This window comes from Halobellus sp. Atlit-38R (genome assembly GCF_003665925.1).
In the GTDB taxonomy this organism is placed as follows: Archaea; Halobacteriota; Halobacteria; order Halobacteriales; family Haloferacaceae; genus Haloquadratum; species Haloquadratum inordinatus.
Window position 1 is genome coordinate 213,415 of the sequence record NZ_QXIJ01000005.1, and the last position, 16,093, is coordinate 229,507.

Here is a 16,093-nt window from a genome sequence, read left to right on the forward strand (position 1 = left end):
GTCCGCAGACACACAGGATCCGGAGGCCCGGTGATACCTGCCACTATTTTTTGATCGGCCCAGTCGATGGCTTTGAGTTGAACCTCGCTCCAGCCGTGGATACCTCAGATGAGGCGCAAAGGCGGAGCAGAAAGCGAAGAGCGAGTCACCACCGGCGGCTGCGGCCGACCCTCAATCGGCGGCTGTAGGTGCTCCTCCGATCGGCCGTGACTGTGACGAACGGTTCGCAACCCCGAGGTTGCGAGATGCGTCACAGACGTGCAGCCGACGTGATCAGCCCGACCACCGACGAACCAGCACGAGGACGCCGATGGCGGCGAGCACCGCTACGACGCCCATCCCACTCACCGGTACCGGACTGGAGTCGGCGTCCGTGACGGAGTCGGAACCGGCCGTCCCGAGATCGTCTGCCGTCACTGGATCGGTCGCGGTACCAGCGTCTCCGTCAGCGGCGTCCGTCGCTGCGCCAGCGTCGCTATCGTCGGCGGTGCCGTCACCAGCGGCGGCCGTCGTCTGGAGTTCGCTCTCAGTTGTGTCTGCTGGGCCCGATTGCTCGTCGCCGTCGTCACTCGAGTCCGCAGAGTCGCTGGCGTCCGAACCGTCGGTGTCGTCGTCGCCCTGGCTCGGATCCGTGGGATCGTCTTCGACCGACTCCTGCGTCGACGAGACGACTCGCACGCGCGTGTCGGCGTCGTAGGGATCACCCTGCTCGTCACCGAGTGCGTTGACCGTGAGCGTCGTGCCGGCTGACTCGGCGTCCGCACCGCTGAGTGTGAGCGAGCCGATCCGTACGCGCCCCGTATCGGTGGTGTTCATCAGCGCGACCGTCGCGACGACCCGCGACCCGTCCGCCGATATCGTGGTGTTCGCCAGATCGGCGGTCTCGTGCGGATCGAAGCCGGTGATCCGCGCAGACGACGAGTCCGCGAGCGAGACGGTGACGTTGTACGCGCCGACGCCGTCGGTCGCGTCCTCGACGACGACGTCGTAGGCGTCGGCGTCCGCGTCTTCGATCGGCGGTCCGGCGTTTCCGGGGTCGAGTTTTTCAGTTGTCGCTACTCCAGTACCGGTCGCGACCAGAACTGCAGCCACTACAGCGAGACCCGCGCGGAGCGCGCGTCTCCGTTGGGCGGTCGAAGTCAGGTCGCCTAGCAGTGTCGTGATCATTACTGTCCTCTGTGGGTGTTTTTGATTGGTGGTGGCTCGAAACGGAAAGAGAGAGGCGTAGTTAGGTAGTCAGTTCGTTGAACAGAGCCTGGACGTCGACGACGTCGACGGTACCATCACCGTTGAAGTCGAAGTACGCCGGGTTGTCCTGGACGGCCTCGTCGTCGAGGTTGACGAACAGGCCCTGGATGTCGACGATATTGAACTCGCCGTCACCGTTGATGTCCTCGTAAACACCGTCGTCGTCGACGTCAGTGACCGGACTGGTGTAGTTGCCGACGGTGATTTCGGTGACGGTGAGGGACGCACCGTTCGTGCCGGTGACGGCGTAAGTGGTCGCGTCCTCGTCGCCGAGCGCTTCGACCGTGGTCGAGAGGGACGTCGAGCCGGCTGCGTCACCCTGAACGGTTATGGTCGCAACGACCACATTTCCGGAGTCGGCCGTATTCATCAGGGCAGCGTCGATCGCGACTGAGGAGCCGTCGGCCGCGATGTTGGCCTCCGAAGTCCCTTCAGCCGGATTCCCTTGCAGTTCCACGTCGGTGATGGATCCGACAGACGGATCGTCGACGGAGACGGTCGCCGTGTACGCACCGACGCCGCCTTCGGCGTTGTCGACGACGAGGTCGAACGTCGTCGTGTCGCCGGTGGCGACCTCGTTGCTCGTCGGCGAGAGGCTCACCGACGTCGACTTCTCAGTCACAGAGAGCGAAGCGCCTTGCGTGCCGGTGACTGTGTAGCTGTTACCGGCTTCGTTGCCGAGCGCCGAGACGGACGCACTCAGGTCAGTCGCGCCAGCGGCGTTCCCCTGAACGGTGATCGTCGCCACGGGAACACTACCGGAGTCTGCCGTGTCCATCAGTGCAGCGTCGATCGCGACCGAGGAGCCGTCCGACGCGACATCGACGTTGGTCGTCTGTCCGGCCGGGCTGCCCTGCAGCGACACGTCGGTAATCGAGCCGACAGACGGGTCGTCGAGAGAGACAGTCGCCTCGTACGCGCCGACGCCGCCCTGCGCGTCGTCGACCACGAGTTCGTACGTCGTCGTCCCGCCGACGAAGGTCTCACCGTTCGCTGGCGAGAGGCTGACAGAGGTTTCCGGGGCGTCGGACGGCGGCGCCGGCTCGGTCACTGTCAGCTGTCCGCTCGCGGAGTCGTTCGCAGTCGAAAGGTCGACGTCGTGGTCGCCGACGGCGAAGCTGTCAGTGTCGATCTCGAAGGAGACGGCAGTGCTCGCACCGCCCGCGAGCGTCACGTCCTGACTGTCGGCGGTCGTCCCGTCGACAGCGACAGCGACTGTCTGCGTCCCGTCGGCGTCTCCGGTGTTCTCGACGGTCGCCGAGACGGTCGCCGCGTCGCCCTGCGTGACCGGCGATTCGACGTCGATCGCCGAAATTTGGAAGTTGGCGGGAGCGGCCGTCTCGGAGACCGAGACCGTCTGCGTCGTGGTGTCGGTCGCGCCGTCGTCGTCGGTGACGGTCAGTTCGACGTCGTAGTCCCCGGGCGAACTGAAGGTGTGCGTGACCGAATCACCGGAGTCAGTCGACCCATCGCCGAAGTCCCACTCGTAGCTCGCGATCGAGCCGTCCGCGTCACTGGAGCCGGAGGCGTCGAAGCTCACTGAATCGCCGACCTGCGCAGAGTCAGGACTCGTGGAGAACGAAGCCAACGGAGCGTCGTTCTGGTCGGCCGCTTCGACGGTGATGGTCGTCGAAGCGTCGTCCGAGATTTGACTCGAATCAGCGGGCGTCAGTGCAGACCCGTCTGCGCTGATACTGTACGTTCCGGGACTCGTATCGTCGGGGATTGAAACGGTGTAATCGACGGTGTAGCTCACGTTGGTACCGTTGTTGTCACCAGCCAGCCACGTCCACGTGCCGTCGTTGAACGCAGCGGGACCCTCAGCGGTCTGGGAGTCGATCGTCCATCCGTCCGGGACCGTCGCGCTCAGTTGCGGGGAATTCAGCTCAGTGACGGAGAACTCCGTCGTGAGGGCGACTGTATCACCGGGGTTGACTGTCGTACTATTCGCCGATTGCGATACCGAGACGCTCGGTTGCCCCGCGGCCGTCCCGATCGGTCCGAGGACCGAGAAGACGAGCGCGAGCGCGACGAGCGCCACCGCCATCTGTTTGAATCGCTGCTGGATTGCGTCGTTCATTCTGAATTGATGTATCGTTGGATTGGTCGGGTTGGTTCGGACATTGCCGAGCGAGCCTGAGCGGCCCCCGGGAGACGAGCGGCGTGTGGCCGTTCCTCAAATTGCGACGCCGATCCGTCGAACGCGATTCGGTGTGCACTGCGGTTACCCCCGAAATGCGCTCGTCGGATCCGGCGGTCGGCGTACCAGGAGGCCCCTGGGTCAGCATCGGCCCGTGTCTGCACGAAGACGCTAGCACTGGTGCGGTCTGCCACGCTGGATGACCACGTGCAACCGCCGACCGTCTCCGCTGAATGTCCTTTCATCGTTCGTTTCGTGTGCCGTCGCTACTGTTCGCTGTCTCCAGTGCTGCCGGAGTCGACCTTTGTGATCTCGATCGCGCTGATCTTGGCGTTGTCAGCAGTGAAGGTGAAGTCGACGTTCAGCGTGCCGTCGGTCACCTCGGTCGTGTAGGTCTTCTGCGTCGCCGTGAGTCCGCCGACGTCCGCGTAGATGTCGTAGCTCTCGAGTTCGACGCTGCCGCCTTCGAGGTTCACGCTGAACACGCGGTCACCGACTTCACCGGCTGCGCCGGCGTCGTCACCCGCACCACCGGTCTGGTTCGTGTGCCAGATCTCGGCGAAGTGCAGCGTCACCTCGTAGGTCCCGTTCTCGGGGACCGGGACGTCGTAGCTGAACGGGTCACCGTCGCCGAAGCGCTCACTCTGGTACAGTGAATCGTCTTCGGTTCCGTCGATCGAGAGCGTCGTGCTCGACGCTTTGGTGCCGCTGCTGTAGTACGCGTTCGCGGAGTCCGCCTCGTAGACGGTGCCGTCCGCAGCGGTGTACGCCGAGCCGCCGGCGTTGATCGCCGCGACGAGTTCACCGCCGGTATCAGCGGCCTCGACGACGACCTGGAACGACTCGGTCGCCGTCCCACCGTTGCCGTCATCGGCTGTGAGCGTCACCGTATACGGCGAGTCTGCGGCGTCGCCAGACTGCGGCGCGATCGTGAGAGAGGAATTCGAGAGGCTCACGAAGTCGGGTGCGCTCAGCGACAGCGACACCGCGTCGCCGTCGGCGTCGGAGACGTTGACCGGGACGGTCGTCGAGGCTCCCTCGCTGACCGTCTGGTTCGCGACCGCGTCGATCGTCGGCGCAGCGTTGCTGTCGCCGCTCCCGTCGCCATCGCTTCCATCGTCGGCACTCGCGTCGTACTCGAGCACGACCACGTTCGAGGCCATCCCGAGTTCGCCGTCGGCGTCCGCACCGGCGGCGACGAAGTAGTTCAGCCCGCCGGCCGATGAGGAGTTCGTCAGCGTCACCGGGATCTGGGCGGTCCCATCGGAGCCGATCGTCGCGGTGTACTGCTCGACGTCGAGTGCGGTGTTCGCTTCGTACGCCTGGAGGTCGTAGCCGGTCGTGCCGTCGTAGGTCGGCACGCCGTCGAGGTTCAGTTCGCCCTCGACGCGCAGGAGTGTGGCCGTCTCACCGGGCGTGCCGTCGACGGTAATCGTCTGCTCGGTGCTGGAGACAGTCGCGGCGGTGTGGTCTGGCGAGAGGTTCGTCGCTGCCAGCGAGACACCGTCGGCACCGATCGTCGGCGCGGCTGCCGTCGTCGCGTCGGCGACTCCCTGCGAGCCGCCGGCGCTCCCGTCGCCGAACAGGTCCGTCTCGACCGTCTCGCCGTCCGCGAACGTCGCCGTCATCGCCGATCCGGTCAGTTCGAGGCCGGAGATTGGCCCGGCTTCGCCGGACTGGACGCTGGAGGCGCCCTTGATGCTGGTCGGATCGTTATCGATCGCGAAGGCAAACGATTCGCCGGGTTGGAAGTCATCGAACTCGATGGTGAGTTTGTCGTAGCCGTCCGATCCGTTGATGCCGTTGTGTGGGATGGAGACGCTCCCACCGACGAGGCCGACTGTCGATGACCCGCTGCTGGGCTCGAAGCCCTTCTGTCCCGCGTCGCCGGCGGTACCGTCGGGATCGAACACGATATCTGGGAAGACAGCCGAGCGCAGATCGAGCGTGACCGTCTGGATCTCTTTGTCTCCAGTGTTCGTGATCTCGTAGGAGCCCGCGTCCCACGTGGTGGCCTCGACGCCTTGGCCGGCGTCGATCGCCAGCGTCGCCTCGCCGTCGGCGGGGTCATCGCCACCGGCGGCGTCGTCGACCTTCGTGACCGTGAGCGCACTGAGCTTCGCGTTGTCCGCCGTTGCCTCGAAGTCGACGTTCAGCGTGCCGTCAGTCACCTCGACAGTGTACGTCTGCTCCGTCGCGGTGGCAGGACCGACCGTCGCGAAGAGATCGTACTCCGAGAGGACCTGTTCGCCTTCGATCGAGGCGTTGAACACCCGGTCGTTCTCGTTCGTCCCGTCACTCGGACCCGAGGAGTCGGGCGCGTCGTTCGAGGAGACGCCCTGATAGATCTCGGCGAACTGTAGCGTCACCTCGTAGGTCCCGTCCTCGCCGACCGGAACGTCATATCCGAAGGGATCACCGTACCGCTCGGTCAGGTACAGCGGGTCGTCCTCTGTACCGTTGATTTCCAAGTCGGCGGGAATGCCGGCCTGTCCGGCACTAGTCGTCTCTCCGCCGTCGAAGTACGTATCGGCCTGGTACTCGGTTCCGTCGCTTGCGGTATACGCCGAGCCGCCGGCGTTGATCGCCGCGACGAGTTCGCCACCGGTCTCTTGGGTGGGGACCGTCACGGTGGTCGAATCGGACGCTTCGGGGTTCTGGTACTCGTTGTGCCCGGTATCCGCCACAGCAACGGAGACCGTGTGTTCGCCGGGCGTGACGTTCTCGAAGGTGTAGGAACCGTCGATCGGCTGCCCGCCGACGTAGGGCTGGTCATCGAGTTGGACGTGGATATGATCCGAGGACGTCGCCGCCGTTCCGTCCCAACTGACAGTCACGTTGCTGCCGTCGACGGACGTGTTCGTGATGGCGATCGACGCCTGCGTATCGTCAGTACCGTCACCGACGGTGGCGTCGGTTGCCCACAGATTGATCAACTGCTGGATCTGACTGTTGCTGATCGTCGCACCGCCCGTGTCGGGCACGGTGCCATCGGTCGCCCAGTAGTTGATCGCCTGCTGGATTTCTCCGTCGTCGATCTGCGTATCGTCGCCGTCGCTGAGACTCGCGATCGCCTCCGCGACGGAGAGCGTGGTCCCGTCCGTGTCGGTGTCCTGGACAGTGACACTCACGGTATCGGTGTCGGTCGCCCCGTCACCGTCGGTGACTTCGACCGCGAAGGTGAGCGTCGTCTCGGTGTCGACGCTCGGTGCGGTGAACGACGGTTCGGCGTCGTCCTGAGCGCTGAGCTGGACGGCGGGGCCACCGGTCTGCGTCCACGAGTAGCCGAGCGTGTCGCCGTCGACGTCGGTCGACCCCGACGCGTTGAGCAGCACTGTCGCATTCTCGTCGACTGTCTGGTTCGCGCCGGCGTCAGCCGTCGGCGGGGTGTTCGGGTCGACCGCCGTGACCGTCAGCCGATCCCACGACGCCGAGAACGTACTGTCGGCACCGTTGGCCGTACTGATGAGTCCCACGGCAGTGCCCTGCGAGCTGTTCGTGAACCAGCTGGCGGGTGCGGCGAACGTCTGTCCGAACTCGGTCTGTTCGCCGCCGTTGATCGCGTACGACGGCGTGACCGCGACGTGGGCCGTGCCGTCGTTCGGCGTCGGGTCCGTCGTCGGATCGACCGTCAGATAGAGATCGATAGTCTGGCCGCTCCCGAAGACCGCGGGCTCCGACAGGATCGTCGAGGAGGCCGTGCCGTCGACCTCTTTGGCGAACTCGACGCCGCCGTTCGGATCTCCGCTTGCGTCCTGCGCTGACGCGACCAGTTTCATATAGTTGTCCTGGTCACCAGTCCCGACCTGCATACCGGCGGACTGGTAGGTCTCGGGCGTCATATCGTCCGAGAACGGTGCGACGACTGTGGTTCGGACCACGAACGGTTCGTCGGGCGTGTCGACCCCGTACTGGAAGCCGTACGCCTGCGAGTTCTTGCTTTGGTAGGCGTCGCCAAACGGCACCGAGTCGATCGAGAACTTCTCGGTGGCGCCGCCAGCGCGGACCTGCGACGCACTGTAGAGATCCGCGTAGTCAGTCCCGTTCGTCATCAGTCCGGTGAAGCCGAGGCCGAACAGCGACATCGGGTGTTGTCCAGCCTCGAACTGCCTGTCGACGGGGACCGTGTTGTCGAGTCCGTTCTGCGGGTCGAGCGCGAACGGATCGGTGCCATCGGACAGTCCGTCACCGTCGTCGTCGTCATCGAGCGAGTCGGGGATTCCGTCCTGATCGTAGTCCGCGGGTTGGGAGGCCTGCGAACAGGGGTCGGTGCCGACCGTGTTTTCGTCGGCGTTGGTGTACCCGTCGTCGTCGGCGTCACCGTCCGGGTCGTAATCCGGTGACGACGGATCGTTCGCCGTACAGGTCGGGGTCGTCGACCCGCCTTCGTAGTCGTTCGGTTCGAACACCGTGATGTCGTTGCTACCGTACGTGGCCGCCCACACGGTGCCGGGGAACTTCGCGTCGTCTCCCTGCGCGTGGACGTCGAGCGGGTTGTTTCCGACGTTCTCGAAGATGGCCTCCGAGGAGGTCGCTGCGGTGCCCGCGGCGTTCAGTTCGACGCGCTCGACGTCGCCAGAGTTCCACATCGCCAAGAGCAGGTCGCCCTTCATCGCGCCGCCGAAGTTCGACGCGGTGTAGACGTCCATTCCCTGCGGCGTGGGTCCGTACGTTTCGAGCGCGGCGCTCGGTGACGAGGAGTTCGTCGGCGAGATGTAATCGCAGTTTATCGGGTCGTGGAGTCCGGCCTCGACCGCACCGCCGAACTCGCTAGTCGCGTTCCCGCGGGTCGGGTTCGGATGCCCGCCGTAGTAGTCCTCGCCCTCGATGTGGTAGACGCCGGCTTCGGAGAACTCGTCTTCCTCGTTCTGCTCGTTCGTACACATCCCTTGCGGCCCTTCGTTGACGACGATACCGCCCCAACCGGGATTGGCGCTGTTGTCAGTCGCGTACAGCTGGCCGTCCGAGTCGAGAGCGATGTCGTAGGGGTTCCGGAAGCCGGGGGCGTAGACGTCGACGGGGCTACTGTCGATCCACTTCGCCATATTCGCCCCGTCCTGGCCACCGAAGGGCGTCTCGGTTCCCTGCAGCGTCGGCAGGTCGTACCGGTACGTCGCGTCCGTGTTGGCGGCGTCCTTCTCGCTCATCGAGTCGATCTGGTCGAGGTCGATCTCGAGGATGGCCGCCGAGAGCGCGTACTCTGGCGTCAACGCGAAGTTGTCCGAGGGCGCGCCCTTGTTGGTGTGGCCACCCTGCGCGACGTAGAGGACGTTGTCCGCGGCGTCGTACTGGATGCCATTGGTGGCGTGGTTCTCCTCTGACCGCGGGAGTCCGCGCACGAGCATCTCGTGATCCCACGAGCCGTCGCTCTGCTGAGTCAGCCGCGAGACGATCCCCGAGTTAGTGTCGAGGCCGACGTCGGTGTGGCCGCCGCCCGCACCGATCCGCGGGTCGCTCGACGTCACGTACAGGACCGGCGTCTCCGCCGTGCCTTCGACCGTGAGGCCGGTCACCTGACGGTTGTTGACGTTCGGGTTGTACGTCCCGTCGTCGTCGTGATTGGGGAGATTCTGGACGGCGCTGATGACTTCGGTATCGGTCACCTCGTAGTCGTTCTCGCCGTTCCGGGTGATCTCGAAGGCCTTGATCTCACCACTCTGTTGTGAGACGTAGAGCCGACCGTCGGGACCGAAGTCTAGCGACGTCGGATTCCCGAGATCGACCCCAGCGAGTCCGCTGACCCCGAATCCAACTGGCATCGTGCTCGCGCCTTCGCCCGTAAGGTCGATCGTCAGCGGCGTGTTGTTGCCGCTGTGACTGAGTTCGAAGGTGGCCGCCTTCGGTTGGGCGTCCGACGGCGCGAACGTCACCGGGATGTCAGTCGACTCGCCGGGAGCGAGCGTGACACCGCCGGTGAAGTCGCTCGCGAACTCGTCAGCGTCGCTTCCCGTGATGCTCGCGCTGTCGAGCGTGATGTCCGAGTCGTTTGCGCCGCCGAGGTTCGAGACGGTGATCGTCTCGCTCGCCGTGTTCCCCGTCACGACCGTGCCGAAGTCGACACTTCCGGGGCCGCCGAGCGTGTTCGGTTGCGGCTCGGCGGAGACGATCTCGATGGCGTTGATCTGTGGGTTCTCCGTCACGTGGGCGAAGTCGACGTCGATCGTTCCGTCGCTCGTGACGGTGAACGACTGCATCCCGGCAGTCTGGTCGCCGTACGTCTCGATGACGTCGAAGTTTTCGATCGTCTGATCTTCGACGCTGACGTCGAAGACGCGGTCATCGACGGCAGACGTGCCCGAGAAGCCGTCGTAGAAGTACAGGCGGACGATCACCTGCTGGCCCGACGGAACGTCGAACTCGTACTGGAGTTCTCCATCGCTTTCCGGATCCCACCGCTCAGTCGTCCAGATTCCGGCCGGTGTACTATCCGGGACCGAACTGTCGATCGAATCGGGTGCCGGATTGTCCGCAGTCTGGCTGTCCCCACCGACGACGTAACTGCTGTCGTTTTCCCAGTCAGGCCCGTCGGTGGCCGCAACTTGACCGCCCGCGTTCGCGCGGTACAGAACATCGCCAGCGGCTGCGGTCACCGCTGCCGGCTCACCCGAGCCGATACTCGCTGTCGGCTGCGATTCCACTTCCGCTACTGAGCTCGGACTCCCCGCAGCGAATCCTGTTCCGGCGACCGAGAACAGCATCAGCGCGACGAGTACGAGCGCTGTCGCTTGTCGTTGCCTGTTCATCGTCGATTCCTGTCTGGATCTCCCGTCTGTTGCATATCGATCACGGGGGCTCTCGCGCCCGTTGGAGACAACCACATACGACAAAACAATAAGTAATCAGACGCTGAGCCAGCTAATGTTGTGTTTGTACAGCTAATACGGTAATAACAGACACAAGAGTCGAATAATAGCCGGTCATCAGCGTCACTGATCCAAAGCGATGGCCGGTCAAGTGTCTGCCGCCTGACCCGAGATTATTTGCTGATGGTCGTCGTACTACCTCTTGGGGTAACTCACTATGAGCTCACGCAGTAACCCATTCGAAGAGCTCGAACGCCTGTTCGAGCGGATGAGTAGACAGTTCGACGACTCGTCTCGGATCTGGGAGTCCGAGGGACCGCTCAGCCGATGGTCTACGGAGTTCGAATCGATGGCGCTCGACCTCGTCGAGCACGACGACGAATTCCTCGTCACCGTCGATCTCCCCGGGTTCGAGCGAGACGACGTAAGCCTCCAGGTGACAGATCACACGCTCCGGATCGAAGCCGAGCGCGAATCTGACGTCGAGAAAGAAGAAGAGCAGTACCTCCGGCACGAGCGACGCCAGCAGTCGATGCACCGATCGATCCGACTACCCGACGATATCGACAAGGAGAACGTAAGCGCGCGGATGAAGAATGGCGTACTGACGGTCACACTCCCGAAACTCGAAGTCGAGGAAGCCCGCACGATAGACATCGAAGAAGAGTAAGGAGATGGACCGCAGTTCATAGCAGCTCTAGTAGCATTTGCACGTCTTCATACACCCGCTCGCACGACAGCGTGTGATCCGGTGTGCAATCGGGTGCAAATGCTACTACAAGACGCCGCTCGTCAGAGACTGGACGCGGAGCCGCTTTCTCGTCGGATACGTCAGACGTTTGCAACGGAGTACACAGGCGTCGCACACGCCGTGCCAGCAAGAACAACAGCAGTCGAACAGTCTGCGAGCCACCGAGCGGTGTCTCGGTACGTGAACACCTTCGAGGACCAAGCCTAACCACTATAAACGCTTGTTGAACAGTATAACGCAGTACTATGGTTCCGAAGTCAGCGGAGTCGACGGTGGAATTTGGCGACGTCGACGAACAGACGCAGGAGGCACTCACCGCGTTGAGCGATCCGAAGTGTCGAGCGATACTCGCCTCGACGTCCGAGCAGTCGTTGACCGCACGTGAACTGTCCGAACGATTGAATCTTCCACTCTCGACCGTCTATCGCAAACTCGATCAGCTCAGCGCGGTTCCGCTCCTAGAGGAGGCAGTCCAATTTTCCACCGACGGCAAACACCCGCACCAGTACGCGTGTCCGATCGATCAGATACAGGTCACGATTTCCCCACAGGAGACGCGTGCGACCGACGTCGGGGTCTCGTTCAAATGAGTGGGTGAGCCTCGAATGTTCGAAGATCGAGCCGACGCCGGTCGACAGCTCGCCGATGTCCTCGAAACGCGAGGCGTCGATGCGGACATCGTCCTCGCGATCCCGCGCGGTGGCCTGCCCGTCGGACGCGCCGTCGCCGATGCGCTCGGCCTCCCGCTCGACATCGTCGCAGCCCGAAAGCTCGGTGCGCCACAGAACCCGGAGCTCGCGATCGGCGCCGTCGCCAGCGACGGCACCGTCTGGCTGAACGAGTCACTGATCGACGATCTGCGGGTCCCGGACTCCTACGTCGACGAGCGGATCGAACGCGAGCGCGAGGCGGCACAGGAGAAGGTCGAACGCTACCGCGGCGATCGGTCGGCACCCGATCTTCGGGGGAAGACGGTGCTGGTCGTCGACGACGGCGTCGCGACCGGCGCCACGACGACCGCCTGCATCCGGCAAGTCGAGCAGTCGGGGGCCGAACGCGTGATTTTGGCGGTCCCGGTCGCACCGCCCGACACGGCCGAGCGGTTGCGTTCGGAAGCCGACGAAGTGATCTGCGTCGCCGAGCCATCACACTTCGGGGCCGTCGGGCAGTTCTACGACTCGTTCGTGCAGGTCACCGACGACGAGGCGAGATCGTACCTGTAGTCGAAGCACACAGAGGACGCCGAGGCGCCCGTCAGTCACTGGATCTCGACGTGCGTCGGCTGGTCCCGTTTCTGCAGCGTGACCCACAGAATCCCGTCGTTGTAGGACGCGGAGGCGTGTTTCTCGTCGACTGCTTCGGGGAGGTGAATTACGCGCCGGAGCGTCCCCGAGTCACGCTCACGCCGGCGGTACGTGCCGTCCGTCTCCGTCGCGGGTTCGGCGACGATCTGAAGTTTGTTCTTACGGACCGTGACGTCGATGTCTTGGGTTCGTAAGCCCGGGAGTTCGGCCGACACGAGAAAGCTGTCACCGCGGTCGGCCACGTCGACGGGGAACGATCGCGATCGGTCGGTCGCAGGGCGACCGCGAGACTGTGCGCTGGCGGGTGAGGATCGAGTGCGGTCTGGCATACTTCCACCACGTGTGTACTCGCCTGCGGGAAATATAAATTCGGACGGTACGAGCAGCTGTGGAGGGACAGCAGTGACGAATCGGGGATCGGTGCGAGAACGGCTATTCGTCGTCTGCGAGTTCGGCTTCGGCCTCCTCCGCTTCGTGTTCCTCGCGCCGTTCCTCGGCGGCTTCTTCGTACTCGCGTTCGGTTTCGAGTTCGTGCTCTCGTTGGCGCTGTTCCTCGTCGAGGCCTTGTTTATCGCGGCCCTCTTTGGTGTCTCCCATAGTGCGTTCCACGCACCGGTACGTCGAGTCTGGACTCGCCTGTGCGAGCGCGACTGCGTGGGTACGCCCCGGTGCTGTCGGATGTTTCGTGGGCCGAAACTAAGCTATTGCGCTCGGGAAACGTTTGTTATCCTCCACTGTGAATCGAAGCAGTAGGATGACCCAAGAGTCGACGACGGAGAAAGGTGGGTCCGGATTCGAGGGCGTCAGACTCCTGCTCTGTGAGAATCCGCTGCCACCGATCGACGAAGCGATCGACGCCGCGCGCGCAGAACTGCCGCGGAGTAATCACTACACAGAGGCGTACTCGGAACCGCTCCGGGATCGCCTCGCCGACCGTGCGGGCGTTTCGACGGAGCACATCCACGTCAACGCCGGCTCGGAGCTGATTCTGCGACAGTTGTTCGATCGGTTCGGAGAGCAGGTGCACCTGTTAACGCCGACGTACCCGCTGTTTCCCGAAATCGCCGACAGATACACCGAAACGCGACTGCGCCCCGAGGACGACTTTCAGTTCGACCTCCGGGACCTCGAGATCCCGGACGAAACGACGCTCGCGGTGATCGTCAACCCGAACAATCCGAACGGGAGCGGCTTCGATATGGAAGCCCTCCCCGGGCTACTGGAGCAATACCCCGAGACTCGGTTTCTCGTCGACGAGGCGTTCGTCGACTTCGTCGAGAATCCGGTCGCGAATCTCGTCCCGGAATACGACAATCTGTTCGTGACGCGGACGCTCCCGAAAGCCCACAGCCTGGCGGGATTCCGGATCGGGTACGCGGTGCTCCCCGAGGCAGTCGCCGCCGAGTTGAACGCGAGCAACGACGCCTACCCGCTAGCGCGGCCGAGCCAGGCGGCCGCGATTGCAACGCTCGATCACCACCGGAAGATCGAACGACGGATCGATCGCCTGCGCTCGTGGGGCGACCAGTTGGCGTCGGAGTTAGAGTCGGCGGGCGTCACGACGTTTCCGAGTCAGACGTACTTCTTCCTCGCCGACGTCAGCCCGCACGACGCAGACGAGGTCGCTGCGAAACTCCGAGAGCGGAAGATCTTCATCAAACCACTCGGCGACGACCGGCTCGGCGCTGGATACCTGCGCGTGACGACGGCGCGGCCAGAGGACAACGAGCGCGTCGTGGAGGCGTTCCGCGAGATTCTGTAGTCGTCTGTGCTTGTTGCCACTGGGATGTACCGCCGGTCCTCAGGTGGCTGTCGCCGTTCGTCGGGGTCACCATCCTTCGCCGTTCGTCGGGGTCACCGTCCCGTCACCGATGGGAGGTGGTCCTCGCTCGCGTCAGGTTATCGCTCTTCGTCCATCATTTCGTAGTCCCCGCCGTACTTCAGGAAGAAGTACGCGAGAGCGAGGACGGCGACGAACGCGCCGGTGACCGTCACGAGAAGCGTCTTGGCAGCGTCCGGGACGGTCGGGGCGGCCGGTCCACTCGGGGTGGGAGTGGCACCGCCGGGGACGACGTCGACGGCCGCAATCATCCCGACACTCTCGTGGGGGACACAGAAGTAATCGTAGGTGCCCTCTACCTCGAAGGTGTGCTGGTACGACTCGCCGCCGGGGACGTCGCCGCTGTCAGGGTCGCCCGCCGAATAGGCCCCTCGGGCGGGTTCCTCCGCGTCGAATCCCCCCGAAGCGAAGTATTCGGCCTCGTCTGGGATGTCGTCCTCGTAGGCGGTGATCGAGTGGCCGATCGTCCCGACGTTCTCCCAGACGATGGTATCGCCGGGAGCGATCGTTATCGAATCGGGAGCGAAGACCAACTCGTCGGTCATATCTACGGTGTGAGTAGTGCCTTCCTGCGCCGCTGCCCCCCCAGTCGCACCGGCGGCGGCACCGGCCCCGACGGCCGCCCGGAGGAGTCCGCGTCGCGAAATTCCGTTCGCAGTCCGATCCATAGTCGCGCTAGACCCCCTCACAAGATAGTAAGTCGGAGACTTCCACGCCCGGTGCTGTCCGTAATCAGCCATTTCCACCGGAAAAGGGTCTTCGCGGTCGGTCGGTTCACGCCCCTTCCTGCAGGAACCGGCCCTCCTGTTCGTAGATCGAGACCAGTTCCTCGATGAATTCGGGAATCGTTTCGTCCTCTTCGAGATGGCCGTCGATGCGCTCGGCGAGTTCGTCGCTGATCTCGATTGTTTCGGTCATCGTCCGCACAGACGCACGTCAGGTCAATAAATCCACCCGTGGATCGACCGCACCGAGCGGCCGATCGTCGGAGACGCGAGGACAGGCGAGGACACCTGAGGGCACGCGAGCACAAGTAGACTCATCAGCCTCTCGGTCCTACGAGCACCTATGTCAATCCAAGTCAGCACGAGTGAGCGCGTCGCGGTCGTCGACGTGACGGCGAAAGTCGCCCAAGCAGTCCCCGACGACGTGGGTCGTGGCGTGTGCACGGCCTTCGTTCCGCACACGACGGCGGGCGTCGTCGTCAACGAAAACGAGACGCGGCTTCTGGGCGACGTCGAACGCGCGCTCGACCGAATCGTCCCCCGGGAGGGTGGCTACGAGCACGATACGATCGACGACAACGCCGACGCACATCTCCGGGCGATGCTCCTCGGAGAGAGCGTCTCCGTCCCCGTCGTCGACGGCGAGCTCGACCTCGGCACGTGGCAGTCGATCCTCTTCGTCGAGTGCGACGGGCCGCGAACGCGCTCGCTAGAGGTGACGACGGCACCCGCCTGACCACCGCCTGGGCCTGACCACCGCCTAGTCGTCGGCCGCCGGTGCCATCGCCGAGAGGTCCTCGGGAAGCACCCCGAGCCCCTGTAGTAGACCGAGCGCGTCCCACGTCGACCAGCCCTCGACGACCTGCCCGTCTTCGATACGGTACGTGATGTGGCCGGGGGTCGGAGTGCCCGCTGGCTCACTCCCGCTCGGTGGAATCCCCATAAACTCTCCTTCGTGACTCCCTTCTCCGGTGAACCCCATAGTCACGAGGTCGTCTTCGGCGATCAGGAACTCGATGTCCATCTCGTAGTCCGGGAACCCCTCGAAGACGTCGCTCATAAAGGCCTTGAGGGATTCGCGGTCGCTATCCTCACCACCGGGGAGGTACCAGTGCCCGGTGTAGTCTTCGCTGTAGAGTTCGTCGATGACGTCGAGGTCCTGTTCGTTCCACGCTTCGTCGATGATCCGCCGGACGATCGCTTTGTTGTCTGTCGCTCCCATAGCGTTCGAACTGACACAACGGAGCTACATTGTTAGCAACGCTATAGTAGCGCTTGCAAG

The 16,093-nt window shown here is 64.0% G+C and carries 13 protein-coding genes; 5 read left to right on the forward strand and 8 right to left on the reverse strand.

The window, feature by feature from the left end:
• Positions 1-273 precede the first annotated feature (273 nt).
• The 3 genes from D3D02_RS09345 to D3D02_RS09355 form a co-directional block, all read right to left on the reverse strand.
• Positions 274-1,167, reverse strand: coding sequence for a hypothetical protein (locus D3D02_RS09345; protein WP_121569713.1), 894 nt, complete (start codon positions 1,165-1,167; stop codon positions 274-276).
• Positions 1,168-1,228: 61 nt separating this feature from the next.
• On the reverse strand, positions 1,229-3,328 hold the full coding sequence (locus tag D3D02_RS09350; RefSeq protein WP_121569714.1) for a PKD domain-containing protein: 2,100 nt from the start codon (positions 3,326-3,328) through the stop codon (positions 1,229-1,231).
• A gap of 326 nt (positions 3,329-3,654) precedes the next feature.
• On the reverse strand, positions 3,655-10,131 hold the full coding sequence (locus tag D3D02_RS09355) for a malectin domain-containing carbohydrate-binding protein (RefSeq protein ID WP_121569715.1): 6,477 nt from the start codon (positions 10,129-10,131) through the stop codon (positions 3,655-3,657).
• A 277-nt stretch (positions 10,132-10,408) separates the two neighbouring features.
• On the opposite strand from D3D02_RS09355, the gene D3D02_RS09360 reads away from it, so the two are divergent.
• From D3D02_RS09360 to D3D02_RS09370, 3 genes are all read left to right on the forward strand, one after another.
• Entirely contained in the window at positions 10,409-10,861 is a 453-nt protein-coding gene (locus tag D3D02_RS09360; protein ID WP_121569716.1) for an Hsp20/alpha crystallin family protein, read from the forward strand.
• A gap of 326 nt (positions 10,862-11,187) precedes the next feature.
• The gene (locus D3D02_RS09365) at positions 11,188-11,532 is read left to right on the forward strand and encodes a helix-turn-helix domain-containing protein (RefSeq protein WP_121569717.1); all 345 of its coding nucleotides are present in this window, start codon (positions 11,188-11,190) and stop codon (positions 11,530-11,532) included.
• A 15-nt stretch (positions 11,533-11,547) separates the two neighbouring features.
• A complete protein-coding gene (locus D3D02_RS09370; protein ID WP_121569718.1) occupies positions 11,548-12,165 on the forward strand; it encodes a phosphoribosyltransferase in 618 nt (205 codons plus the stop codon).
• Positions 12,166-12,200: 35 nt separating this feature from the next.
• On the opposite strand, the gene D3D02_RS09375 is transcribed toward D3D02_RS09370, so the two are convergent.
• On the reverse strand, positions 12,201-12,575 hold the full coding sequence (locus D3D02_RS09375) for an Hsp20/alpha crystallin family protein (RefSeq protein ID WP_121569719.1): 375 nt from the start codon (positions 12,573-12,575) through the stop codon (positions 12,201-12,203).
• Positions 12,576-12,678: 103 nt separating this feature from the next.
• Positions 12,679-12,843, reverse strand: a complete 165-nt coding sequence (locus D3D02_RS20915) for a hypothetical protein (protein WP_199723051.1) — start codon at positions 12,841-12,843, stop codon at positions 12,679-12,681.
• Between the two features lie 157 nt (positions 12,844-13,000).
• Between D3D02_RS20915 and D3D02_RS09380 the strand changes: the two genes are divergently transcribed.
• The gene (locus D3D02_RS09380; RefSeq protein ID WP_121569720.1) at positions 13,001-14,008 is read left to right on the forward strand and encodes a histidinol-phosphate transaminase; all 1,008 of its coding nucleotides are present in this window, start codon (positions 13,001-13,003) and stop codon (positions 14,006-14,008) included.
• Positions 14,009-14,145: 137 nt separating this feature from the next.
• On the opposite strand, the gene D3D02_RS09385 is transcribed toward D3D02_RS09380, so the two are convergent.
• Complete coding sequence (locus tag D3D02_RS09385; protein WP_121569721.1) at positions 14,146-14,754, reverse strand: plastocyanin/azurin family copper-binding protein; 609 nt, start codon at positions 14,752-14,754, stop codon at positions 14,146-14,148.
• A gap of 106 nt (positions 14,755-14,860) precedes the next feature.
• Positions 14,861-15,004 carry a hypothetical protein gene (locus D3D02_RS20920; RefSeq protein ID WP_199723052.1) on the reverse strand — a complete coding sequence of 48 codons (144 nt, stop codon included), beginning with the start codon at positions 15,002-15,004 and terminating at the stop codon, positions 14,861-14,863.
• A 150-nt stretch (positions 15,005-15,154) separates the two neighbouring features.
• On the opposite strand from D3D02_RS20920, the gene D3D02_RS09390 reads away from it, so the two are divergent.
• Positions 15,155-15,547, forward strand: a complete 393-nt coding sequence (locus D3D02_RS09390) for a secondary thiamine-phosphate synthase enzyme YjbQ (RefSeq protein WP_121569722.1) — start codon at positions 15,155-15,157, stop codon at positions 15,545-15,547.
• Positions 15,548-15,571: 24 nt separating this feature from the next.
• On the opposite strand, the gene D3D02_RS09395 is transcribed toward D3D02_RS09390, so the two are convergent.
• The gene (locus D3D02_RS09395; protein WP_121569723.1) at positions 15,572-16,033 is read right to left on the reverse strand and encodes an ester cyclase; all 462 of its coding nucleotides are present in this window, start codon (positions 16,031-16,033) and stop codon (positions 15,572-15,574) included.
• Positions 16,034-16,093: the final 60 nt, after the last annotated feature.

Coding starts and splice junctions, on each gene's coding strand:
- D3D02_RS09345 (WP_121569713.1), bottom strand. CDS start 1,167: ATGATCACGACACTGCTAGGCGACCTGACTTCGACCGCCCAACGGAGA.
- D3D02_RS09350 (WP_121569714.1), bottom strand. CDS start 3,328: ATGAACGACGCAATCCAGCAGCGATTCAAACAGATGGCGGTGGCGCTC.
- D3D02_RS09355 (WP_121569715.1), bottom strand. CDS start 10,131: ATGAACAGGCAACGACAAGCGACAGCGCTCGTACTCGTCGCGCTGATG.
- D3D02_RS09360 (WP_121569716.1), top strand. CDS start 10,409: ATGAGCTCACGCAGTAACCCATTCGAAGAGCTCGAACGCCTGTTCGAG.
- D3D02_RS09365 (WP_121569717.1), top strand. CDS start 11,188: ATGGTTCCGAAGTCAGCGGAGTCGACGGTGGAATTTGGCGACGTCGAC.
- D3D02_RS09370 (WP_121569718.1), top strand. CDS start 11,548: ATGTTCGAAGATCGAGCCGACGCCGGTCGACAGCTCGCCGATGTCCTC.
- D3D02_RS09375 (WP_121569719.1), bottom strand. CDS start 12,575: ATGCCAGACCGCACTCGATCCTCACCCGCCAGCGCACAGTCTCGCGGT.
- D3D02_RS20915 (WP_199723051.1), bottom strand. CDS start 12,843: ATGGGAGACACCAAAGAGGGCCGCGATAAACAAGGCCTCGACGAGGAA.
- D3D02_RS09380 (WP_121569720.1), top strand. CDS start 13,001: ATGACCCAAGAGTCGACGACGGAGAAAGGTGGGTCCGGATTCGAGGGC.
- D3D02_RS09385 (WP_121569721.1), bottom strand. CDS start 14,754: ATGGATCGGACTGCGAACGGAATTTCGCGACGCGGACTCCTCCGGGCG.
- D3D02_RS20920 (WP_199723052.1), bottom strand. CDS start 15,004: ATGACCGAAACAATCGAGATCAGCGACGAACTCGCCGAGCGCATCGAC.
- D3D02_RS09390 (WP_121569722.1), top strand. CDS start 15,155: ATGTCAATCCAAGTCAGCACGAGTGAGCGCGTCGCGGTCGTCGACGTG.
- D3D02_RS09395 (WP_121569723.1), bottom strand. CDS start 16,033: ATGGGAGCGACAGACAACAAAGCGATCGTCCGGCGGATCATCGACGAA.